This is a genomic window from Endozoicomonas gorgoniicola, assembly GCF_025562715.2.
Taxonomy (GTDB): domain Bacteria; phylum Pseudomonadota; class Gammaproteobacteria; order Pseudomonadales; family Endozoicomonadaceae; genus Endozoicomonas_A; species Endozoicomonas_A gorgoniicola.
The window spans coordinates 4,720,995-4,744,269 of record NZ_JAPFCC010000001.1; the positions used below are offsets into that span (position 1 = coordinate 4,720,995).

Sequence of the window (23,275 nt, forward strand, 5' to 3'; positions counted from 1 at the left end):
ATTGTTATTGTTGCCAGATAGAGCCTATTTCAACTGCTCAAGAACCATACGAAGATCACCACAGCTTTCAATTTGGATCCGGTATAAATCAGCATATGCAAGCGTGTCGAACTTCTTTATCCCGCTGTTTCTTCCATAGCGCCCGTCAACTCCAACGTCAGAACTAGGGTAAAACCTTTTGGAAAGAGGTAGGTGTTCTCCGTCGTTTTTTGGAACCCAGACATACTGTTTTCGGAGGTTGAATTCATGAAGCAGGGTGGTGCCTGATTCCGACAGGTATCCTGAAATTTTTGCAGTCGCTTTTCTTTGTAGCGGGTGTAGCTGCAACCATTGGCAAGCATCCAGCAGGCACTCAATATTTTCGTGAGTAGCCGGGACCTCATCGGCTATGTCACCGGCCTTCTGCTTTTCAAGACGGGCTTTGAAAGACTCATTAGACGGCAAGCTTTCGATTTGCTGCTTTCTGGAATGTGAGTCAAACAGCCGGAATACATTTTCTGCAAGCCAGCGAGGGCTGACCTGTAAGCATTCAGCCATTGCTTCTGCTGCTTCCAAGTCGAACCAGGAAGTCGCTTCATCAGAGCAATTCATAAACTCTTCGAAGCCTGCCTGGGCAGAACCAGGTAATATTCTTTTGACTTCATGAATCTTTACTGTTTTGCCTGTTTGTTGTTCTTCTCCATAACTCCTTAACCAGCCCCGTAAACTGTCGAAGGAAGTAAGGCTGAACTCTGGCTCAAGCTCTACCTCTCGGAGGTATAAGCTGGGTTGAAAAGAGCCGGTAGCAATTTGCCAGCGTTTAATATCTACAGGGCTGTACAAGTCTCTCCTGACAGGCTTTAGCCTCAGGTCTCCATCTTTGTACATTGCGGCACGAATGGTTTCTTCTGTTTTGCCCTCCAGTAGCGCCAGACTTTTTCGGGATATCAGGAGATATTCATTTTCGGGGTCGTAGAAATCTGTAGTTTGGAAGTCTTCGAGGTCGTAACCCCAGAGGCTAATACCTTCAAAAGGATCGATATAGAAACGAGTTGTCATCATATCGATGAGAGGTGCCAGCTCTTCTCTTCTGTCATGATTTCCATAACCTAGATAATCAGGCATCTGCATCTCAAATAAATCAAGAAATATAGGGAACGCTTCGTCAGGACTTGATCCATTCCAAATGCCTGTTTCTGCATAAGTGAAGACGGAATCCAGTAATGAGCCATCTCTATGTCCCAGGAGTAACTCTTTGGTTCTCTTGAGGTGGTCATAATTGGTAACACACCAAATAATATCCATGGTATAGAGGAGATAGTCCTCAACAATTTCGAATGCAAAGTCTTTGGTGAAAGGAAGCTTGGCCATCTTTTTAGTCTTGTTGCTATGTGTCTGGAATTATTATGTCTGGACGAATAACAAAAACCAACAGGTTTGTTCATTTTTTCTGTATATTCTCTGCAAGGCCTGATTATTGGGGGGGGAATTGGTACTCAGGTTTAGAGTTCTTAAAACATGAACGTTCGGTAAAATATTTAGTGTCGGCACAGCCAACCCCGTCAGGCGCACAATTTAAACCTGCCTGAACCGTTTAAATCATTGGTTCTGAGTTCATTTATGCCGCTTTTTCCAAAAAACTATCCGGACGTTCGTTTTTATCCGGCAATTTCAGCTCTAATTTTTGCTCATATCGGTTCCAGCAGCCACGAATTCGAAACTGCGGAATAATCCAAAACAGCGCGCGCCTAAGCATTCCGGCCGTGACAGTATCGGGATGCCTCCAGGCAGTTTTGGCCAGGGCAATAGCCGCTGGATTTTGACAAATGGTCAGCAATTGCAACAGCGCATACCCTGCCATTTTAATGTGCATCCATCGTAACAGCGTTCTGAGTTTCTGCTGCCATAAATGCTTGCATCCAAACTCGTGTTTCAGTTGCTGGAACATAGGCTCTATAGGCCACCTGAGCGAGTAGGCTAATAGCACTTCATCGGCTTTCAGGTCAGGATTGGTGGACAGAAATAGTTTGGTTTCTGTTTCTCCCTTGTCGTTTTCAAAACGACTCCAGACGATTCGGACAATACGGCCTTTCAAAAAACGAGCCCGGCAAATACAGGAACGAAAAGAGACAGTCCGGTTCTTTCTGTAAAGCCAGAGAGTCATCTTGGTCTCTGGTAATTTCTCTACTTCCTCAGGTGTCATTTTGACACCATACTTACGCTTGCGGCCTTTCCTTTTGAAAGGAGAGGGAGGAAGCGCATCGACTGGAAGCGCATAAAGTGCCCGGTTTTTGGGTATATGGCCAATGACCTCATACCCAAGCTCAAGCGCGGGCTGCATCATGGTGTGATTCATAAACCAGCAGTCAGTGAGTAGCCGCAAAGCTCGCCCCTGAAGAGTCTGCCGTACAGATTTCAGCATGGCCTTTGCAATTTTAAGTTTACTGATATTGCCTGATTTAGGTGATGGAAATGCCATCACTGGAACCGCAGTATGCACCTTGTCTGATGGTCTCTGGAAAGGAATAGCCAGAAAGACCCAGCATTGACCAAGAAGATAAGTACACCGGTTCTTTTTCTTGCTGTGTTGGTGATGTATTCGGCATGCCGGTGCTTTGTCAGAGCAACGTTCGAGTGTCAGGTCGTCAAGAATCAGGGGAATGGTCTGACCGTCAGGCACTTTAGAACTGACCAGCAATATCAGACGATGCGCCAGGTTTCGCCAACGCCACTTACCTTGGGAGACCCAATGATGGTAGCTGTTCCAGAAATTTTCGTAGTGGATCGTCAGAAGGGCTTGTGTAACAAAGCCTTCGCCAGAAAGCATGCCACCCAGAAGTAACTCACAGAACGTCGGTGCCGCAAGTGGTGATAGCGCTTTTGCAAGAAATGTCGTATATAAAGAAAGCTCTCGAAGGATTACTTTCTGATCTGAAGTGAGCATGGCAACCGCTTTTTCCTGGTAGATGAAGCGGTTGCTTAACCTATTTCGGCATCAAAAAATACAAAACGTTAGTACTTATAATTCTCTAAACTCGAGGAATTGGTAAATATGGCAGGTGTTGTTTATTTGTGCGAAAAGCAATAGAGCAGTGCCCAGATTTTTAACTGGGCTTGTTGTAATCTGTGGAGGGCTCTGGGGTTATGACGTCAACGCATGCATAACCGCTTCTAATGTGTTCAGGCTATCACCAGAAGGGATACGCCAGGCACAACCTCTATGCTCCCCCGTTGGAAGTTTATTTTTGAAACCGCTGTATTGGCTACTTGTGTGAATCTCAGGCTCAGCAGGCCTTCGCCGGTTTAGCCAACGCTCAACATTAGGAATTGCCTTCAGCTTTGCTTCTAATGCCTGACTCAGTTCAGGATGTAAAACCAGCTGTAACATTTCTTTATCAATTGCAGTGTGTCGGTCGATATACAGGTGCTCCCTAGGCTCCATATAGCCAAACTTTATTTCGATCTGGTGGGTTCCGTCATTCTCTGCCACAGGAAGAGCTTCCATCCCCATTCGGGTAGCTAATGCTGTTATTTGTAGGCTCTTCCTCAATTTGAGTGGGTGATTTATTATATTCTGAAGCACTCAATGCAAGGATGCACCGATGCGTGATAAGCAACTCTATTCTCAAATACTGGGTATTGAGTCTCCTTGGTTCGTTTCTGAAGTTGAATTGTCATTACAGGATCAACAGGTTCGGGTATTCATTGAACACAATGGTAAAAAGGCCTGCAAATGCAGTGTTTGCGATAAGCCCTGCTCTGGCTACGACCACATCACTCAGAAGTGGCGTCATCTGGATACCTGTCAGTTTCAGACTATTCTAGTTGCCAGGGTTCCACGGACCCAGTGCCCTGAGCATAAGGTGTTAGCCATCAATGTGCCCTGGGCTGAATCTGACTCTCGATATACAGCTCTGTTTGAAGCCCTTGTTATTGACTGGCTAAAGGAGGCAACTACGAAGGCAGTTGCACGACAAATGAAGCTTGGTTGGAATGCCATAGACGGTATTCAGCAGCGTGCAGTGAAGAGAGGACTGGCTCGTCGTGATGCTAAGCCACCAAAACGAATCGCTGTTGATGAAACCTCATTTCAAAAGCATCATGAATACGTCACAGTGGTCACTGACCACGACCAAGGCGTTGTTATTCACGTTTCTGATGACCGTAAAAGTGACAGTCTCAACGAGTACTTTGACACACTGCCCTATGACCATAAAGAGGGGATCGAATGCGTGACGATGGACATGTCCAAGGCTTACATCAAGTCAGTCAGTGAGAATGTTCCAGACGCAGATCAGAAGATTGCATTTGATAAGTTTCACGTTGCTCAGTCTCTGGGTAAAGCTGTCAACAAGGTTCGGATAGAAGAGAACAAAGCCCTTGTAAACCAAGGTGTAGAGCTGCTTAAGGGGACTCGCTACGACTGGCTGACTAACCCTGAAAACATGTCTGAAGAGCAGTGGGATAACTTCGAACCACTGAGAAACTCGACACTTAAAACAGCTCGCGCCTGGGCCATCCGGCAAATGGCAATGAGCTTATGGAATTACAAGTCCAGAGCTTGGGCAATCAAGGCCTGGAAGAGGTGGCTATGCTGGGCGCAGAGATGTCGGCTTGAGCCCATAAAAGAAGTTGCCAGAACGGTCAAAGAGCACTTGTGGGGTATCATCAACGCTATTGTCCTTGAGGCTAATAACGGTCGAGCAGAGGGAGTGAACAGCAAGATTCAGAGTTTGAAGAATCGGGCTTGTGGCTTTCGAAACCGTGAAAGATATAAGACAGCGATCTACTTTCATCTTGGAGGCTTGGACTTGTACCCCACTGGCGTACATCGTTGAAAACTACCCACTTAAAACAGGGAAGAACCTATTTGTAGCTCCAGAGAACGATTAATCACGGCTTTTACTTTGGTCATATTTTTCTCCTTTGTTTTTAAACCAGATTCAAGGCTGCGACAGCAAAAGCGGCGTTTATACTTTTTTTAGAAAAAAATATTGTCCGTAGCAATAGTGTCACGGACATTAACGCTGGATAATCAACTAGCGTTGCAAAGCACCTCAACCATCATCTCTTCATGCTCTTCAATCATGCTCTGAGATTTACTCCCCCAATCCTCATAGCTCATCATAAACACCTGCTTCAAGCTCTCCACCGCCGTAGCCTTTTCATAGTGTTCCTTCTTGGCTGTAGGAAGATAATTACTCAGCTTGGAATTGTTACTACGACTAATCAGGCACAAGTTGCCAAAGCGATCCACATTACCCATTGGCTCAGCCCCCAAAGGATGCTGTGGGAAATAATGCTCAACAGAAGTACGGAAGGTGAAACTGAAGCCATTGAGTCGTTTGTTCACGTAGTCCATGTTCACGTTTTTAAAGGTTTCTCCAGCCTTCAAACGCTTCCAGAGCAGATAATCCAGACGATTAAAGATGAAGTTCTGAACATTGGTCGCCTGATCCAGATGGGACACATCAAACTCTTCAGGTACCTTGTGATCATTATAAGTCAGATCATAATAATCAATGGGTTCGCCACCGCTAAAGACACCATAACGACCATAGAAAAAGGTATCGTTCAGCCCTTCAAGAAACTCTAAATAGCCTTTGCCATCAATCGTCCAACATTCGCTATTTTCACAAGTTATGTATAGATAGTTCAGTGCAGCATTGAACCAGTGTTTATAGACCTGGGCAGGAAAGGAAACATGAAACATCGAAAGCAGCATGGTCAGTTGCTGATTCAGTTTTTCATCGTTATCGCTATTCACATAGCCAAAGCTTTTTTGCCTTCGGGTGTAAAGCTTTAAACTCTTAAGGCTCCAGTCCTCTTCGTTTTCTCTTTTGATGATATAGCAATCGAAGAGCAAACGAGCTTTAAGCAGGCCGATAATAAACCACTGTGGGTCATCCTCTTCCCCTGGCATAAACTGGTCGAAGGTATCCAGTAGGCGCTTGTCGTCTAAAGGCACATCGTTTTTGGTCAGAACCCTCAACACATGCAGCAGGAAGTTGGGAAAAGTAACCACTGAGCTGAAAGTACCAGACTCTTCAGTTTTGGATTCACTGCGATAGCTCTTAAAAACAGGCGTGGCAATAATGTCAGCCAGCGTCTGCGTTTCTGTGTTTTCATCTGGATTTGCAAAGACCTCAGTAAGATCGGAAAATTCCTCAGGCATAACATTCCAGTTTTTCCCGAAAACCGCTTCCCGAACACCGGCATCAATGCCCAGCTGCACATACCGGTTCATATCCGCACAGGCATCCCAGATTTTCGCGAAAGCGGTGCGTTCATCATTCGAACCCAACTTTTCCATCATCCGGGCTTTAAGTACTTCATGCTTTTCAAGCTGCTCGCCCTGGTTGTTCATGATTTCGAAGTAATGGTTTAGATCAGTATCAGCAGGGACAACAACCCGCAGAATTTTCACACGATTAAGCAGGTAACGGGTGAATGCTTTAACACTGCTCTTTTCTCTGGAAAGAAATCGATAAGCCACTTCATAGGCTGAGCGAATAGTGCGTTCTTCCGGTTCATCTCCACGACGCTTCGGATTTGAAAACAACTTTCTAAGGGTCTGGTCAGACTTGGGACGACTATCAAAACCAAGGTTGATATGATCAATATCACCCAAATCCTGCTTGAACTCGTTTTTGAGTACAGACAGCAAAATACTCAAAGTCGTATGGCGCTGCTGGCCATCAATGGTTTCAAATAAACCGTTGTCACGACGATAAGTGACCAGACTGCCAAGATAATAATCGGATTCGCTGTTTTGCAGAGCAACATCCATCACATCCTGAATCAGCTGCTCAACTTCCGGTTCACTCCAGGCATAGTTGCGCTGGTAGATGGGAATCACATACTTGTGACTGCAGAACAATTTGGCTACGGACAACTCCTCAATATCTTCATACTGGTTTCTGCTCATTGGATATATCCCATCTCTTCAAACTGTTCAACGAGGCCATTCACTTCAGGGTTTTTATTATCAAGGTTGGTCCCTTTAATATTTTTATTCAGGACGGGAGCCACCGGAAATGCCAGCACCTCCTGTGGGTGTAAGGCATGCCGGATAACATACAGCAGCTCACCCAGGGTTCTGGCATGATTATCAATAGACTCAATAACCATGCGATTCTGTTCCAGCCGGATTCGATAACTCCAGACAAAACATAGCAGCGCAGCCTTCTCCAATTCTTCATCACCAAAACGGTCGTAATACTGCATAACCGCACAAAAGAATAAATTACGAACATAATGGTCGCCTTTACGGCTGCGCCCTTTGTAGTTATTGATGATTTTCATCAGTTTCTGAAGTTCGGGCTTGTCATCAATAAACAACGTTTTGTAGGTCTTGATGTAGTATTGGATATACTCGAAGAAGCGTTTACCGTTGAGCATGGTTTGATCCACCTGAAACGGATAACTCATAACCTGTTGATCCCAGCGTCTTACCGGATCGAGATTGTACTGATCAACCTGATAATCCAGTGTCCGCATCACCGCTGCAAACGGGTAGTTTTTTTGATCGAGGTTTACGCCCTTGAACACATCGACATTATGGCGGCTGAACCACTGGCCAGGCTTCCCGGCAGACCAGCACCGCAGACGAAATAGATAGTCGCTCATAATGGTGTGCAGGCTCGGGGGCATGTTTTTCTGGGTGTGGTCAGGACTGACACTGTTCTCCCACTGCTCCACACAGAGGGTGCGCTCCTCCTCAGTGTTGTTCGCCATTTCCCGCAGATGAAATGCCTTGAGCAGGTCATAAGGTTCAAGGACTTTACCACGGGCATTTTGGGAATCGAAAAACTGGAAAGCTTCACTCAGGCTATCCAGTGTAACAGTGATCAGCTCACAGTCATGAAGAACAAAATGGATAAGTTCTTCCCGATCCGCTTCACTGAGTTGCCGAACCCGACTTTCAATCACCGCCGCATTATGCTGAAGGTTCTCCCGTGTCACCCGTCAGCTGAAAGTCTGTTCCAGCAGCACGGGGCGAAAGTTCTTGCCTTTATCCAGCAACGTACACAGCAGTGTCAGGGTTAATAGACGTTGCTGCCCGTCAACAATATTCAGCTGCTTATTGTCATCGTCCTGATGCAACACCACCGTACCCAGCCGGTAGCTGCTCTTGTTGCGGTGAAGAATGACATCATCCAACAGTTGGTTAACGTGCTTTGGTTGCCATTTATAGGGGCGTTGGTAATCAGGAACAGATAGTTGTTTTTCCAGTAAAGCCTTCACTGAAAATACATGAGTATTAATTATTGTCATTTACTTTGAAACTTCTGAAAAAGAAATGACCGAAACAGTTACAAGGAGTATTTCGGTCAAAAATATCAGGCTGCCTGCTGAATTTCACCAATTAGCCCACTGATATCACGATCAAGCTGATGAAGCTGCTCAAGCTGACTATTTTTCTGAATAGCTCCAGCTGTCATTTCATCTAGTACTGACTGCGTCTGAGAAAGTGTATCGCTGTGAATATCTTCACAGACCTGCAGAATTTGCTGTTGGAAGTCCTGATCCAGGTCGCGAGAAATCTTGAGAAAATCCCGACGTACGTCCGCTCGTGCTTTATGTAAACTCTGGCGGCACTCTTCCTGTTTGATATCGTCGTATATCTGAAAGCCAATACCAATCAGAGATAGGACAGGGCCGGCATATCGGGCAAAGTTTCCAATATTTTTGGCAATGTTAACTGCTTGCCATGGCTTGAACTTGTAGCCAATCATCTTGCCGACAAACTTAACCCCCTGGTGAATTTGGCTCCCGGACGCAGCTGTTGCCGAACCAATATTGCCAGCTGTTGCTTTCGCTCCCTGAGCACTCTTGAATGTAAAATTCAAACCTTTGTGAGCCCAGCCTGCCAGTTTGCCATAACGCTCCTTGCTTCCTGTGTCGTATGAATTAATCGTTACATCACTTCCGAGTTGATCAATATCTGCCGCAGACAGGCTGGCAATACGCTCAATGGCACTATTAAGAGATTGTGCTAACTGGCTTTCTTCAAGCTGTTTAAGTTCAAACTCAAGCTGCTCGACGTGTTGCTTAACCGCATCGGCATAATTCTCATTTAATTTGGCAAGAGCGGATTCGCAGTTCTTTTTTGCAGTCTCTATGTTTTCTTTCACTTTCTCTTCAGAACTGGTTTCACTCAGTGATTCAGCGACACGGTCACCTTCACCAGCTACTTCATAGGTTGTACGCCTCAGCATTTCCTGCATGGTTCGTTTTAGGCGTAGACCAGCCTCGCGAAGAATGGCCTGTTTCCTATGTAACAGCTCCACTAGTATCTGTTCATTTGGATCAGATACGGATTTTTCAGTCTGCAGTTTGCGTACAACAGTTTGCATGGTCGAAAGGGGCGTTGTTAACTTCCCCATAATGCCTTTACTGGTAACAAATCGGTTGATGGCGGTGACCAGCTCATCAAAATGACTTTCTTCCAGCAACTCAGCGCGATCTTCAGGGTCATCCTCTTCCTGAGCTTCCAGATAGCACTCAGCGTCAATAAAAGTAGTCTGAAAATCTTCAGGCAAAGATGGTTCAAGTACAGGTAATAAAGAAGGAATTTTGATGTCCGGTGTACCACTGTCTCGGGCCATCTTGTTGACAACCAGTAACATCTCTTTGGCTTTCTGATGCTCAAAGGCTAACTGTCGAAAGTGTTTGCCAATCACATCATCAAATAACTCATTGGTGATAGCGAAAATCAACAGATCAGCTTTATCAATAGCGCTGTAGGTTGTTTTGTCATGATCTTCCCGACCGGCGTGGATTCCCGGAGTATCCAGAATACGAATATTGTTCCAGTCATAGGCGGTCACATCATCGGTACAGACATTAGAGTCTATTTTGATGTCCTGATTATCAGTGAGAGCCTTAATTATGGTGGACTTACCGGCGTTATACTGTCCGATCAGAGCCAGTTGCAGTTTTGGCTCATCACTGTCGTAGGCATCCTTCACTGCAAAGTAAGCGGACGAGTCGATTGGTTCAAGAACCTCCAGTACTCGCTGATGTAGCTGTCGGGTCTTTCTCTGATATAAGGATAAATTAATCATCTGTTGCAACTTCTCAATACTAAGCTGATTCGGTTACTTGAATGCGCAGGTTCAGCAGGGCAGTAACCAGCTTGATGCGCCAGCCATTGCGACCAATGACTTTGCCCATCAGTTTTTTAGGTACACAGATTTTGGCCTGTGTGCCACTGATCTCAATTCGGGCTTCCGGATTACGGTTAATACCAAGGGCGTGGGCCAGCATATTTTCCGGTGAACCCTCATAAACAACGGTTACGAATTCATTCAATGCCAATCCAACTGTTTTTAACAGTTGTGAATTACGGAAATAACCGTCCACTGTAAAGAAACAGCCTTCGCCAGGAAGGCGTACAATACGTTTTATTGGAGGAGCCTGCTCTTTGGTTAAAGCTATTGCTGATTGTTGAATCAAGCGGCTATTAACAGCATTCAGCAAAGTGTCGCACTCACTGGAAGCGTTGCTGAGTTTGGCGCAAAAGCCATTAACACCGGCCAGCAAGTTATCAGTATCACTGATGATTGTTTTGACGACCTTGTTTTCAACATTCTTACTGAACCAGCTCTCAATCTCTTTCTTGGCCTTGCCCTTCTGTTCATCAATGTTTTTGCGGATATCTGCTGCTGCTTTGCTTTTCTGCTTGCTCAGTTTCTTCTCTTTGCTGTCGGTAAAGAAATTGAAGAGACCAAAAATAAAGCCGGCCGCCATCAGCCCCCAACCAACTGGATTCCAGGACATAGTCAAAGCCAGTGTACCCAGACCACCGGCAAGAGCTGCCCCCCAACCAGTTATACGTTTATAGTCAGTGGTGTCGAAAGAGGATGACTCACCCTGATTGATGGTTTGGGCGAATCTCAAATCGTGCTGAACTTCCTTGTTGAATTTTTCTACCTGCTTGTGGATATCTTCCTGAAGCTCTGCCATTAACTGTTTCAGTTGCTGCTGCAAACCAAAATGGCTGATATGATCTGACCAGCTCTGGTTAAAGTCATCTCTTTCAATATGTTCATCAACAAACTGACTGACTGTTTGTTTCAGCTTATCGAAGATATCATCCACCCGGAGATCAATCAGTTCTGGCAAAACATTCTGATTATATCTTTTGAACCACTCGTCAAAGTGATTGCGCTTCTCGGCAATGGTTTTGCTGTATTTTTCGAGGTTTTCAACATTCTTCAGCAGGTGTGAATCTAGAAAGGCCAGCTGATTATGAGCACCGTCGACAATAGACTGAATACGACGTACAGCACCATTGCGCGCAATTTCGGTACTAAGCAGATCAAACAGGACGGGTAAGCGGCTGGCTTCCAATAACTGACGGGCTTCTTCTGGGTTTTCGGATTGTTTCGCCATAAAAGCCGCTAGAGCATGCAATGGCACAACCTTGATGCTGGATTGGCGCATATCCAGCTCCGTTCTGGCCATATCACGGAGCCGCTGGATATGTCCATCAACCTTATCACCTGTCAGATACTTTCCCGGGTCTTTCAGAAATCGCTTACGATTAAAATTTTTAGTCAGATCAAATTTCACATTCAGGACAAAAATAGCGGGCTTGTTCTTTGCCCTTAACAGCTTCATCTCTTTAATGGTGGATTCCTGGATACTGTCATCACTAAGCAGAAACAGAATCAGGTCACTTTCGTCCACAACACCATGGGCTATACGAGTGTCTTCTTCTCCGGCCCAGGCACCAAACCCTGGCGTATCAACCATTCGCAGGTTATTCCACTGGTATTCCCGAACATCCCGTGTGGTACGTTGGGCGCCTTTGCCAATGGTGTCACCGTTACCGCCGGTAATGGCTTCCCGGATAGTGCTTTTGCCAACCATGGTTTGACCAAATAACATGACCGTAAAGTTTTCCAGCTGTTGGGCTTTTGTTTTCAGGGATGCTTCATACCGCTCAAGAGCTGTATTCAATTCATGGTCAAGACTGTTGGCAATTTTACCCAGTTGGATATTGGATGGGTCACTGGCAGCAAACAGGCCATAGCTCTCTGACACAAGCAACCCTATATCACGGCGCAGACTCGAAACCAGTTTGTGTGTTGTATGCAGGTTGTTACGGGCGAATTTATATTCAGTTCTGGCAACGGCTTTACTGCGTTCCAGTGCATTCAGATACTGCTGATTCATATCACTTACTCCAGCGCCTCCTCAACCATAGCATCGGCCAGATGCAGACGGGTTTGTTAGGCTTTTTGGTGGCGGGCATAATCGAGCCCCTGCTGCATACCCTTGCCAATCTCATGTTTGTTCGCTTTGGCTTCAATGACTGCCAACGGCATGCTGGGCTTGTGGTACAGCACAATATCCGCTGACTTTACCTTCTTACGGGCAGCCACACGACCACGAACCACTACCTTGCCATCACGCAGTTTTACTTCCTGACGGATTTGCGTCATGTCGTCCCAGCCGGAGTCTTTTATGGCCGGGAGGATGAACTTGGTGATAATGTCGGTTTCAGTGAGTTTTGAATTGTCGATGCCTCGGCTCATGGGGGCGAGTCCGTGTGCTCTGAGAGAATGGTGGGAATTTTCTCATAAATGACCGGAGAGGGCATCGACATTGGTCAACTAAACCAGATCAAAGCATTACATGAAGGTCAAACTTTATTCCGGAAGTAGAGCCTCAAGGTCTGACATTTCTTTTTCTGTATCAAGTTCAGAAAGGCTTTCTTTTATGTCAGGAGCTTTCGAAAACGGTGGTTCAGAGTCCACTTTTTCAGCCTGCTGAGGTGAGGAGCCTTCGTCATCATCAAACTTATCAATCAACAGTTTTGAAATCGGATAAAGATCGTCATAGGTTCTGGTGTCTCCAACCGCTAATGCTGCAACGGCTTCATGAAGGGGAACGAGCTGGGTTTTATATATATCTTTGATGAATGCAGAGTCTATGGTTTCGAGTCCATGATCAGCAATGAAAGTGTTCATCCGTGTCATTAAATATTCCAGAATTGCCGGAACACCTTGAGTTTTTTGATAAATCAAATCAAAAATTTCTTCACTGGGGTCACTCTCATTCACACATAACAGGTTTTGCCAGTAAATTATCACCATTTCCCTCCAGAATGTATCATTTTGATTGTACCGATCTGCTTCGCTGTAAAAACCAGTAGCAATTCGTCGAACAGTTCTGAAACTTATAACTTTATCTGGGCAGAATAGTTTGTAAACTTTTGATGTCCCAATATATAGAATCGGTACGCCTACAACATTAACTAAAGTATCCAAAAATCTCATTACTCTTGAAGATGTGGAGCATTCAAGAAGGTTTTGTAGTTCATCAATGACAATCAGACCAATATTATGAGTAGCGACTGCAATAGCCATGTCAAGCTGGAGAGTATCAAGGCTCTTTCTAAAGCTAGAATTATTGTAATATCTATCATTACCCTGATTGTTGAGCAAGTAATCCAGCATAGCAAAGAAATACAAACACAGACCTTTTTCGGAGCCACCTGCAGGGCAGTCAATCTTTACCCATGTTAGTTGTGTAAAGCGAACATTTTTACCTTTGTATTTTTTATGCCGTATGATATTTGGTATGAGTGAAAGAATTTGTTCAGCTCTGAAGGTTTTTCCAGTACCTGATGGACCTGAAAGCAAAGATGTTTTTGAGGTTGTATTGCAGGTTCTTATTTCTTTAAGAATCTCTATTACTTGATCATACTTGAATCCCTTCTTTTTATTTATAGCAATAGTATTCTTGGTTATTTCTCCTTGTACAGAAAATGGACTCCTTGATTTATAACCATCAATAATTATTCGGTATAAATCCATATAGAAAGTAAACCATTTTTTTGTTTCTGGAAGGCTAAAGTCAGATATCAGGATAGAAAGCTGCGCTTTATCATCAAATTCTAAATCTTCTATAGAAAGCTCTCCATTTTCATCTCTTTCTTCATGGTACGGCAGTTTGAATAATACACTTTCAAAAACATCTTGTGACCGTATTCTCTTTGGGATAGCTTCTGTCAGAGGATTGTTTTTAAAACTCTTTAACTTAGACTCATCATACTCTGGACCATCTATTATGAAACGTTTAATTCTGGCTCTTTTACAGGTTGGCTGATCATTTTACAGCCTCCTGCCTGATTTTAAGATAGAGGTAATCAAGATCATTGTAGCCACAAGCTTTGTAGATAATCCGTTTGATGACTCCATTGAAAGCTTCAATCTTCGCGCTGGTTATACGATGATGGCAGTACGACAGCAAGCCCTCTCTTGCCCTGTCCAAGCCCTTAGCAAACCTCTTAAGTTCTGCAATTCCGGTTTCTTTTGCTAACTCTATCCATCTATCCAGAAACTTGCCGGCACACGCTTTGTACGTGTACGTCCATAGCTGTTTGAGCATGTCTTTCAGGATGTAAGCCTGATTGAGATCCTCGTTCATGCTCAAGAGCTCTTTCAGACTGCTTTCTCGCTTTGGAGTCAGGTTCTCAGGGTTCATGAACAGGTTGAACCGCTGACCCTTGATAAAGGGCTTGTTCTCTTCTTCAGCCTGACGCCACTCCCTGCGCCTTATCTGATCTATCACATCATTATAATTGGCAATAATGTGAAACTTGTCGTATACAATATCCGCATTGGGCAAGTGCTCTTTCACCGAAGCCTGATAGCTGCCACCACGGTCTATGCCAACACACTCGATGCTCGCTTTTTGCTCTTCAGTCAGGCTGCTCAAGAACTCATCCAGAGTCTCTTTTCGCTTGCCTTCACCAAGGAAGAGGGTTTCTCCTGAGTCGGCGTTAAGAACAACGGTAAGATACTGATGGCCTTTGCCAATGGATTTTTCGTCAATGAGCAGAGCGCGAATACCGTCACGCTTTGGAGCTGAAAGCATTCTCAGCAGCATCTCTTTATCCCAACGACGGGCAGTACCACCGGATATAGCAATGAATTCAGGCACCTTGTCGCAGGGCATATAGCGACATAAATGGCTGACGTGTCGTTTAAGGCGATCGGTTGCCTGAGCCTTGGGAGTTAAACCAGGAATAGTAACGGTTTCAATATTGTTGCAGTGTGAGCAGCGGCCCTGAAAAGCTGTGAAGAGAAGATTTACCTGTAGAACTCCCAGTGGTAAATCCTGGACACACCGATCTTTTGTCTTCATTTGTCCCATAGGGGTTTCACATTGACTGCATTTCTCGTGCTGAATTCGGCCATCCCTGCGGAGATAGACAAAAGCTTGTTTGACTTCCCAATCAATATCAATCTGCTCGATTACCCAGCCGGGAAATGCGAACATAGGACGTAGTGAGGGTGTTGTACACATGTCTGATCCTTCAGAAATTTTGATCTGTTCAAATCAATCTTTCCTGAAAGGCTATTTCTGTTGCAACCCCTCATTTTCCATCAGCCAACCTGTAAAAGCCCCTTAATTCTGTAGTTTAGGTTGATTTCAATCCTACTCATTTTTTAATACCTTTAATCAGATGACGACGGACGTTTGTTTTGCTGGTTGCACTTTCTTCAGATTGTAGTGTGCTTTCTTGTTCTATCTCAGTGTTAGTATCCTCATTAAGTACCTTTTGAGCCTGTCTGGCTTTCTTTCTAGCTATTAAAGCATCTTCAATTTCCTGATGCTGCGCTTATCTTTTTTACGATTTTTTGCGGCTTCTTTCCCTGTTGCACGAGTTTCGAGAGCGGCTTTTACGGTATTCCTTTTCTGGGGCTTTTACAGGTTGGCTGATGGAAAATGAGGGGTTGCAACAGAAATAGCCTTTCAGGAAAGATTGATTTGAACAGATCAAAATTTCTGAAGGATCAGACATGTGTACAACACCCTCACTACGTCCTATGTTCGCATTTCCCGGCTGGGTAATCGAGCAGATTGATATTGATTGGGAAGTCAAACAAGCTTTTGTCTATCTCCGCAGGGATGGCCGAATTCAGCACGAGAAATGCAGTCAATGTGAAACCCCTATGGGACAAATGAAGACAAAAGATCGGTGTGTCCAGGATTTACCACTGGGAGTTCTACAGGTAAATCTTCTCTTCACAGCTTTTCAGGGCCGCTGCTCACACTGCAACAATATTGAAACCGTTACTATTCCTGGTTTAACTCCCAAGGCTCAGGCAACCGATCGCCTTAAACGACACGTCAGCCATTTATGTCGCTATATGCCCTGCGACAAGGTGCCTGAATTCATTGCTATATCCGGTGGTACTGCCCGTCGTTGGGATAAAGAGATGCTGCTGAGAATGCTTTCAGCTCCAAAGCGTGACGGTATTCGCGCTCTGCTCATTGACGAAAAATCCATTGGCAAAGGCCATCAGTATCTTACCGTTGTTCTTAACGCCGACTCAGGAGAAACCCTCTTCCTTGGTGAAGGCAAGCGAAAAGAGACTCTGGATGAGTTCTTGAGCAGCCTGACTGAAGAGCAAAAAGCGAGCATCGAGTGTGTTGGCATAGACCGTGGTGGCAGCTATCAGGCTTCGGTGAAAGAGCACTTGCCCAATGCGGATATTGTATACGACAAGTTTCACATTATTGCCAATTATAATGATGTGATAGATCAGATAAGGCGCAGGGAGTGGCGTCAGGCTGAAGAAGAGAACAAGCCCTTTATCAAGGGTCAGCGGTTCAACCTGTTCATGAACCCTGAGAACCTGACTCCAAAGCGAGAAAGCAGTCTGAAAGAGCTCTTGAGCATGAACGAGGATCTCAATCAGGCTTACATCCTGAAAGACATGCTCAAACAGCTATGGACGTACACGTACAAAGCGTGTGCCGGCAAGTTTCTGGATAGATGGATAGAGTTAGCAAAAGAAACCGGAATTGCAGAACTTAAGAGGTTTGCTAAGGGCTTGGACAGGGCAAGAGAGGGCTTGCTGTCGTACTGCCATCATCGTATAACCAGCGCGAAGATTGAAGCTTTCAATGGAGTCATCAAACGGATTATCTACAAAGCTTGTGGCTACAATGATCTTGATTACCTCTATCTTAAAATCAGGCAGGAGGCTGTAAAATGATCAGCCAACCTGTAAAAGAGCCCCTTTTCTTTTCGATCAAACTTGCTCTTAGATTGTGATGTTTTTCTTTAATATCATCATCTTGATCTTTCTCCTTCTCAATAAGCAGCAACGCCTCATCAATTGTTAAATTATGAAACCGTTCGCTGCGAGTTGATAACTTGCATTGAATGATTTCGCTCCCATCTGTTGGATCAATATTTTTTGGTATTAGATAAAGAAAGTCAGTAACACCTAAGATTCTATGAGCAGAGTACTGTTTTGACAGGTTAGTTCCTCGAGCAGACTTTTTATAAATTCTTGCCAGTTTCTGTAAGTCATCATGATCAGGTAGATAACAAAGTCGATTATCTGTTCCAAGAACGTGAATACCTTCATCGTGTAACTGCTCAAAATTGACTGGCAAATCAACCTCTACAGGTCAAAGAAAGTTATCCTGATCTTTCGTATATTTCACCGTATGCACCTGCCTGACTCACTATTCTCCAGTACAGACAATGAACAGTTGCGTTCATTCGTCAAAAACCTTCTCGACACGGTCGAGAAGCAATCTGTGCAAATTGAAAGGCAGCGCGTTCAGATCGAACAGCTGGTCGAAGAGAACGAACAGCTTCGAGCAGAAATTCGCCACCTGAAGAAGCACAAGGGCAAGCCTAAAATCAGGCCTAATGTCTCGGACAAGGGCGATGATCAGGAAGACAGCTCTTCTGCGGAAGACACTGATCAGGCTGCCGGGAAAAGTGACACTGATCGTCCGCCGAAAAGTAAACGACCACGATCACAAGAAGCCGGTGAAACCGCTGCACCACCAATGACTGTTGACCGAGAGGAAATCTGTTCAATCGCTGCTCCCGGTGAGAACTGGCGCTTCAAGTGCTATATCGACTTTTTCCATACTGAGCTGGACTTGCGTTTTGTCACTACTCGCTACAGGCGTGAGTATTACACAACTCCGGAAGGCGGGGTGTCAGCCCCGCTACCTGATCATGTGAAAGACCGTTTTGGCGACAACCTGAAAGCCCATCTGCTGGATTTTTATCATTCATGCAGTACGACACAGCCACTACTGCTATCTTGGCTGCACGACCATGGATGCTCAATATCAGAAGGTTCCCTGAGCAACATCCTGACGAAAGGCCATGATATTTTCCACCAGGAAAAAGAAGAATTGCTGGAAGCAGGGCTGACTTGCTCTGATTATCTCCAGGCCGACGACACAGGTGCTCGCCACCAAGGAAAAAACGGCTACTGCCTGTTTATCGGCAACCCTTATTTTTCCTACTTCCATAGCAGCGACAGTAAGAGCAGGATTAATTTCCTGGGCTGTCTGCAAGGGCAGCAGCGGCTTTATCTTCTCAACGACGTTGCCATTGACTACATGGAGAATCAGGTTGATGTGTCGAAGAAGTGGATCACTGCGCTATCCGAATGCGGCGAGAAGCGTTTCTCAACAGAAGAAGAGTGGGAGAGCTTCCTTAACAGCATTGGTTGTGCTGCCCCGCAACAAAGGCGCTGGGCGACAGAGGGTGTTTTAAAGGCCGCATTGATGCTCAATCATCGCCTTGAGAACCTGATTATCCATAGCGATGGAGCCCGGCAGTTTGATACAGCCTTTCAGCATTCGCTGTGTTGGTACCATGCGGGAAGAAACATGGACAAGCTGATACCGGCCAATGACCTGGAACGAGCCGCCCGTGACACCGTGCAGGATCAGTACTGGTGCCTCTACGACGACATTGAGGCCTACCAGAAAAAACCAACGGACAAGGAGAAACAGAAGCTCTACCAGGAGTTTGATCGTTGGGTAACACAGCGGGTTGACTACCCTGCCTTGCAGGCTGAGTTGGGCAAACTGATGGTTGTCAGGGAAGAGCTGTTATTGGTTCTTGAGTATCCGTGGCTGCCACTGCACAACAACCTGAGCGAGAGGCAGATCAGAGAGTATGTGAAACGGCGAAAGGTTAGCGGTGGTACCCGGAGTAAACTTGGGAGGAAATGCCGCGACACCTTTGCCAGTTTGAAAAAGACCTGTAAACAACACGGGGTGTCCTTTGCCAACTATCTCAGGGACAGGCTGACTGGAACCAATCTGATTCCGCAGCTGGGGCATCTCATCCTGAAGGCATCAGGCTATCAGGAAACGGTTCTTGCCAATGGAATATGAGCAGTTACTTCATCGTTAAGGCTTGCTTCGACACGCTCAGACAGTGATGTGTAAAGCAGCCTTTGATCGTATTCAGCAGAATCTATTGCAAAACCATGGCAGTTTTCCAAGCCCCACTTCCATAGGGCTATTGGTGTCGGTTCTACTCCAGCCTTGCTCATTGCTTGTGTAAAATATTGTCTGTCAATAAGTCGATTATTGAGGAAAATGATTAAATCGATGACCAATCTATGAGCATCGGTATAAGTAATAGTTGCCTCTTCAGATGGTTCTTTGTCTCCACGATCTATAACTCTCTTGGTAACAGCGCCTGGCAGTCTTTGGAAAAGCTCATGATTAAATAGTTTCAGAATACTTTCTACAAGCCCTTTGCTATCCCCTCTGTATGGAGGGCATGAATCAGCAGAGGCAATGTTAAAAATGAAGTTAATATCATCTTTTTTTGCTGAAATTAACTCAGCCTTATCAGCACAAGTACATGAACAAACATGGTGAGATGACCACTCTTCGTCATTGATATCAATACCTATGAGGCTTCCTAAAAAAGATTTTCTAATGAACGAACAGAACTGTGTTTCTTGAGCCTTTGCATAACATGGAGCACCATAAGAAATATGGTATCCAACAATCATTCCAGAGAATACATCGACTTCAATATATAAGGTAAGCTTGCCAGGTGATACATTTTTAATAAGCTCAAATTCGCTAGCTAAGTAAACATCTGTAGGCGTTGCATCAATGAAATATATCTGTCCTGGTGCAATCACCAGATCAGTTGACTTTCCATATAATGGATTAAAATCTTTTCCAAATGCCCATTTCCCTACATCTCTTTTAATAATTTCAAGGTCTGGTATAAGTATATGTATCCAGCGATAAAAGTTTGCTTCAGAAATTCTGTTGTGCTGATATCGCCTTTCATCAGTTTTAGCATCTGGATCAAGAAGATAGTGATCCTGCCATAATGCATGACAAACTTGTTTCAAAGTGTTGCACTTTTCTCCATTAGCACTTTGTTTTTTGTAATATTTATTATAACTATCTACTATCCATTTTTTTCTCTGTCACCTACATTAACAGTTCCGTGTCTTTTTTTTCTTTCCTTTGGTCTTCCTCTTATCTTTGTTTCAGGACTTGTTTTTTTAAACTCACCTACGCCTCCCTTTAAAAAGTGGCTGGGTAGAAATGCATTTCCATGTTTGCTGTACATTAAGAATTTATAAATTTTGCTATATAATGTTGCTTTGTTAAGGCTGCTATTTTCTAGCACCTCTTGAAAAGCAACTAGTCCTGCACTATTGCCCTCAATAAAATCACTAAGATTTTTTAAAATTGGAAAAAGTATCTTCTTGTACTTGTCTCTTTCCTCAATCCAGCTTGCTTTCAGGTCTTCATCTAATAAGTACAACTGTTTTGGGAGGCTACTTTTAATTGAATAAATTGCTTTGTTTTCAAGATCCTTTCTTAGTTCTTCATTACTTGCTTTGTAAAGCTTTCTTGGTCTGTTGCTAATTTCAACAAAATAGGTCTCAATAATAGTAGTATGTACAACCCTGTATTGAGAATCAGGTAAACAAAGAGACCCACATGCTTTTATGGCAGTGTCTACAGGAATCATGATGGAACTTCCTCATTGATCGTGAAGTAATTTAAATCAACAATACTTTGTAAAGTAAGCCTTTTATAGAGGTCAAACGATATCTGCTTTTTCCAGCAAAAATAAGCAAATATTCTTTTTACCTTATCTAACCCGAATATTTCATAAATGAGCAACAAGTTCCGGAAAAAACATCCCATTCTGATTTTTTCGGAGGTCTGTTGCTCTACTGTCCATGAAAAAGGTATTACAACCCGAACTCACCATTAATTCGGATGTTTTTTGATCAGCACCTGCTTTTTCAGGACAACAGAATTCCCCAACACTCTTTCTGTTGGTCGCTATTTTATTCTGATTGAGTTTATGAAGCTGACTATCCCGGTCGAGGCAGCGGCATTGAATAAAAGACTTCGGTTATATGCTGCAAAAGCCCTTTTATTGGACAGCTGCGGGGCAAGTGAAGTTTGATTCGGTCTTTATACTCAACCACTTTAACCGCGACCTTACAAAGTTTTGTGATCACGGTTGATGGCTGTGCCTTTTCCAGCTCCGTACCTTTCAGTGCCTTGGTTCTCAGCTCATAGTGAAGAACATAAGCAGCGCAGGCGTAAAACATTCTCAGGTGATTTGCCAGAAAGCCTTGATCTGACAAGCGATCACCGGACAAATCACTTTTCAGATGCTTAATGAAGTTCTCATCCTGCCCTCTGGGACAATAAAGGTCTTCATATATTTCCTCGGGGGAAGCCTCCATCATCGAAGTCACAATAAAGCGGGGATTGTCGCCTTTCTGGTTGACCTCTGCCTTATAGATTATCCGGGTGTCCAGCCCTTTCCAGCTTTTTGCCTGATAGTCCGTTTCTCCGTAGAGCCTGAGTCGCTCAGGCTCTGGCATGTTGTTCAGTTTTGCCAGCCCGGTTTTAACGTCGAGAGCTTTCCGCGCTTCATCCAGCAACTCTTTGGCTTTAGGTCGCAAGGCCGTCTTGTGTCCTGCGCCTTTTCCCAGCACGTAGTCGGAGTGAGGGTCATCCTGAACAACCTGCATTAACTCTGGTTGGGCAAAGTGGCTATCCCCACGAACCAGTAAATGGGTTTTCGGCCATCTTGTACGGATCAGCTTAATGAGGCGCTGGAGAATAGCTGCATTCTCTCGGCCTGTGGGTGTTTTTCCAGGACGCAGGATCGAAGTGATCAGCTTGCCGCTGAGCCCCTCAAAGATCATTAAGGGCAAGTAACAGTAGTCTTGATATTTGGCGTTGAACAGGTTCATCTGCTGGCCGCCATGGGTGATAGCAGGCGTATGATCCAGGTCGATAATGATGGCTAATGGCGGGTATTCATAACTGCTGATGAAGTGATCAGCCAGTGCTTTGGTCATATTATAAATATCCCGTTTGGTCATGGACTGACCAAGCCTTGTATACGTTGGAGCGGAAGCCAGATGGTTATCATCGTCCAGTGGGTTTCTTCCATTGGCAAGCTTAAAGATTGGGTCTTTACGCAGATGGTTGCTGTCGTTTGCATCTTCATAACCACAGGCCATTTGCAGAACTCTTTGGGCAATGAGTTCTTGCAGGGTATGGTCGATGTAGGATTGATGACGTTTATCGTCAATGCCGTCAGTCAGCCTGGATATGATACCGCTGTGAAGCATTGTTTCACGTAGCATCAGGGCGCCAAAATCAGAGGATAATTCTCCGCCATTGAAGTCTGCCCGGATAGTTTTTCCGTTGGAGGGGTGAAAACGAAGCTGTTCTTGTGTAAATTTGTTCATGGCAAGTTCCGGTTTGCTTCTTCCGAAGCATTTTTTTGGTCGACCCAATTATATCAAGTGATTGGGCGGAACTTGCCTCTTTTTATGAAATATCCGGGCTAAGCCTTTCTCTTTTTTTTAATGTGTTTATTACTGTTTTTTTATTGATTCCCAAAACCCTGCTTGTATCCCTGATGCCGCCACCATTAATTGCCATATCGACGACTTTTTCTTTAACGCCTGGCTCATAAGCTTTATACCGGTACTCAAGCATAAAGGACTTGGTTTCACATTCAGCATTACAGCAAAAGTAGCGAGGAACATTATGAACACTGTAACCAAAGCTTTTAACATCATTACCGCCACATTTCGGGCAGTGAACTGGTGTGGAGCACATTTTCATATCGCACCATGACAAATACGGCATACGCCGTATTTTAGCAAACAACTACAAAATATCAGGTTTACCCCACTACCCATTTTTTCTCCCGTTTCACGACATGGAAACACGCTATCGTATTGAACCGGACGATGAGCAGGGGCTTCAAACAGATCTGGCGATCACTCTCACCGTTCGCCCCCGCTTCGGGTTGCTGGGACAGTGGCTTCTGACGCCTGTGATCACTCCCCGTCTCCAGCAGCAGCTGGATGAGCTGGCTGATGGCGTGAGATACTATTTTGAAACAGGGTTGTCAGTGTCTAAGTGAACCTGTCAAGACTATCTGGATCGAAGTTTCGGTTGTGGGCTATAGAGA

19 protein-coding genes and 1 pseudogene are annotated in these 23,275 nt (G+C 44.7%); 4 read left to right on the top strand and 16 right to left on the bottom strand.

Translation table 11 applies throughout. From position 1 onward, the window contains the following. Positions 1 to 24: 24 nt before the first annotated feature. From NX722_RS21175 to NX722_RS21185, 3 genes are all read right to left on the bottom strand, one after another. Positions 25 to 1,350, bottom strand: a complete 1,326-nt coding sequence (locus tag NX722_RS21175) for a hypothetical protein (RefSeq protein ID WP_262564859.1) — start codon at positions 1,348 to 1,350, stop codon at positions 25 to 27. 247 nt (positions 1,351 to 1,597) lie between these two features. After that, positions 1,598 to 2,923, bottom strand: a complete 1,326-nt coding sequence (locus NX722_RS21180; protein WP_262564860.1) for an IS701 family transposase — start codon at positions 2,921 to 2,923, stop codon at positions 1,598 to 1,600. Between the two features lie 198 nt (positions 2,924 to 3,121). Further along, positions 3,122 to 3,484, bottom strand: a complete 363-nt coding sequence (locus tag NX722_RS21185) for a hypothetical protein (RefSeq protein ID WP_262564861.1) — start codon at positions 3,482 to 3,484, stop codon at positions 3,122 to 3,124. Positions 3,485 to 3,581: 97 nt separating this feature from the next. Here NX722_RS21185 and NX722_RS21190 point away from each other — a divergent pair, with 97 nt between their 5' ends. After that, positions 3,582 to 4,817 carry an ISL3 family transposase gene (locus NX722_RS21190; protein ID WP_262563604.1) on the top strand — a complete coding sequence of 412 codons (1,236 nt, stop codon included), beginning with the start codon at positions 3,582 to 3,584 and terminating at the stop codon, positions 4,815 to 4,817. Between the two features lie 197 nt (positions 4,818 to 5,014). Here NX722_RS21190 and NX722_RS21195 read toward each other — a convergent pair whose 3' ends face one another. From NX722_RS21195 to NX722_RS21230, 8 genes and pseudogenes are all read right to left on the bottom strand, one after another. Further along, positions 5,015 to 6,907, bottom strand: a complete 1,893-nt coding sequence (locus NX722_RS21195) for a DUF262 domain-containing protein (RefSeq protein WP_262564862.1) — start codon at positions 6,905 to 6,907, stop codon at positions 5,015 to 5,017. Beyond that, positions 6,904 to 7,944, bottom strand: a complete 1,041-nt coding sequence (locus NX722_RS21200; protein ID WP_262564863.1) for a DUF7834 domain-containing protein — start codon at positions 7,942 to 7,944, stop codon at positions 6,904 to 6,906. The genes NX722_RS21195 and NX722_RS21200 overlap by 4 nt, the downstream gene beginning before the upstream one ends. Before the next feature lie 3 nt (positions 7,945 to 7,947). Then, positions 7,948 to 8,256: a DUF262 domain-containing protein gene (locus NX722_RS21205; RefSeq protein ID WP_262564864.1), complete on the bottom strand. Its 309-nt coding sequence runs from the start codon at positions 8,254 to 8,256 to the stop codon at positions 7,948 to 7,950. Positions 8,257 to 8,321: 65 nt separating this feature from the next. Continuing rightward, on the bottom strand, positions 8,322 to 10,049 hold the full coding sequence (locus NX722_RS21210) for a GTPase (RefSeq protein WP_262564865.1): 1,728 nt from the start codon (positions 10,047 to 10,049) through the stop codon (positions 8,322 to 8,324). A 19-nt stretch (positions 10,050 to 10,068) separates the two neighbouring features. Next, a complete protein-coding gene (locus tag NX722_RS21215) occupies positions 10,069 to 12,165 on the bottom strand; it encodes a GTPase (protein ID WP_262564867.1) in 2,097 nt (698 codons plus the stop codon). A 74-nt stretch (positions 12,166 to 12,239) separates the two neighbouring features. After that, positions 12,240 to 12,527 (bottom strand): annotated as a pseudogene (locus NX722_RS21220) (type I restriction endonuclease subunit R); the annotation flags it as partial. Positions 12,528 to 12,641: 114 nt separating this feature from the next. Next, complete coding sequence (locus tag NX722_RS21225; protein ID WP_262564870.1) at positions 12,642 to 13,811, bottom strand: ATP-binding protein; 1,170 nt, start codon at positions 13,809 to 13,811, stop codon at positions 12,642 to 12,644. A 292-nt stretch (positions 13,812 to 14,103) separates the two neighbouring features. Then, positions 14,104 to 15,306, bottom strand: a complete 1,203-nt coding sequence (locus tag NX722_RS21230; protein WP_262563783.1) for an ISL3 family transposase — start codon at positions 15,304 to 15,306, stop codon at positions 14,104 to 14,106. 497 nt (positions 15,307 to 15,803) lie between these two features. Between NX722_RS21230 and NX722_RS21235 the strand changes: the two genes are divergently transcribed. Next, a complete protein-coding gene (locus tag NX722_RS21235; RefSeq protein ID WP_262563783.1) occupies positions 15,804 to 17,006 on the top strand; it encodes an ISL3 family transposase in 1,203 nt (400 codons plus the stop codon). Here the strand turns inward: NX722_RS21235 and NX722_RS21240 are convergent. Next, positions 16,984 to 17,412 (bottom strand): hypothetical protein, encoded by a 429-nt coding sequence (locus tag NX722_RS21240; protein WP_262564871.1) that lies wholly within the window; start codon positions 17,410 to 17,412, stop codon positions 16,984 to 16,986. The genes NX722_RS21235 and NX722_RS21240 overlap by 23 nt on opposite strands. A 54-nt stretch (positions 17,413 to 17,466) precedes the next feature. Between NX722_RS21240 and NX722_RS21245 the strand changes: the two genes are divergently transcribed. Continuing rightward, the gene (locus tag NX722_RS21245) at positions 17,467 to 19,170 is read left to right on the top strand and encodes an IS66 family transposase (RefSeq protein ID WP_262563696.1); all 1,704 of its coding nucleotides are present in this window, start codon (positions 17,467 to 17,469) and stop codon (positions 19,168 to 19,170) included. On the opposite strand, the gene NX722_RS21250 is transcribed toward NX722_RS21245, so the two are convergent. From NX722_RS21250 to NX722_RS21265, 4 genes are all read right to left on the bottom strand, one after another. Next, the gene (locus tag NX722_RS21250) at positions 19,140 to 20,156 is read right to left on the bottom strand and encodes a hypothetical protein (RefSeq protein ID WP_262564872.1); all 1,017 of its coding nucleotides are present in this window, start codon (positions 20,154 to 20,156) and stop codon (positions 19,140 to 19,142) included. The two genes, NX722_RS21245 and NX722_RS21250, sit on opposite strands and share 31 nt — an antisense overlap. A gap of 59 nt (positions 20,157 to 20,215) precedes the next feature. Beyond that, positions 20,216 to 20,788, bottom strand: coding sequence for a hypothetical protein (locus tag NX722_RS21255; RefSeq protein WP_262564873.1), 573 nt, complete (start codon positions 20,786 to 20,788; stop codon positions 20,216 to 20,218). A 352-nt stretch (positions 20,789 to 21,140) separates the two neighbouring features. Continuing rightward, positions 21,141 to 22,541, bottom strand: coding sequence for an IS1380 family transposase (locus NX722_RS21260; protein WP_262563762.1), 1,401 nt, complete (start codon positions 22,539 to 22,541; stop codon positions 21,141 to 21,143). 82 nt (positions 22,542 to 22,623) lie between these two features. After that, the gene (locus NX722_RS21265; RefSeq protein WP_262564874.1) at positions 22,624 to 22,923 is read right to left on the bottom strand and encodes an IS1-like element transposase; all 300 of its coding nucleotides are present in this window, start codon (positions 22,921 to 22,923) and stop codon (positions 22,624 to 22,626) included. 97 nt (positions 22,924 to 23,020) lie between these two features. On the opposite strand from NX722_RS21265, the gene NX722_RS21270 reads away from it, so the two are divergent. Continuing rightward, positions 23,021 to 23,227 carry a hypothetical protein gene (locus tag NX722_RS21270; RefSeq protein ID WP_262564875.1) on the top strand — a complete coding sequence of 69 codons (207 nt, stop codon included), beginning with the start codon at positions 23,021 to 23,023 and terminating at the stop codon, positions 23,225 to 23,227. The last annotated feature ends 48 nt before the right edge of the window (positions 23,228 to 23,275 follow it).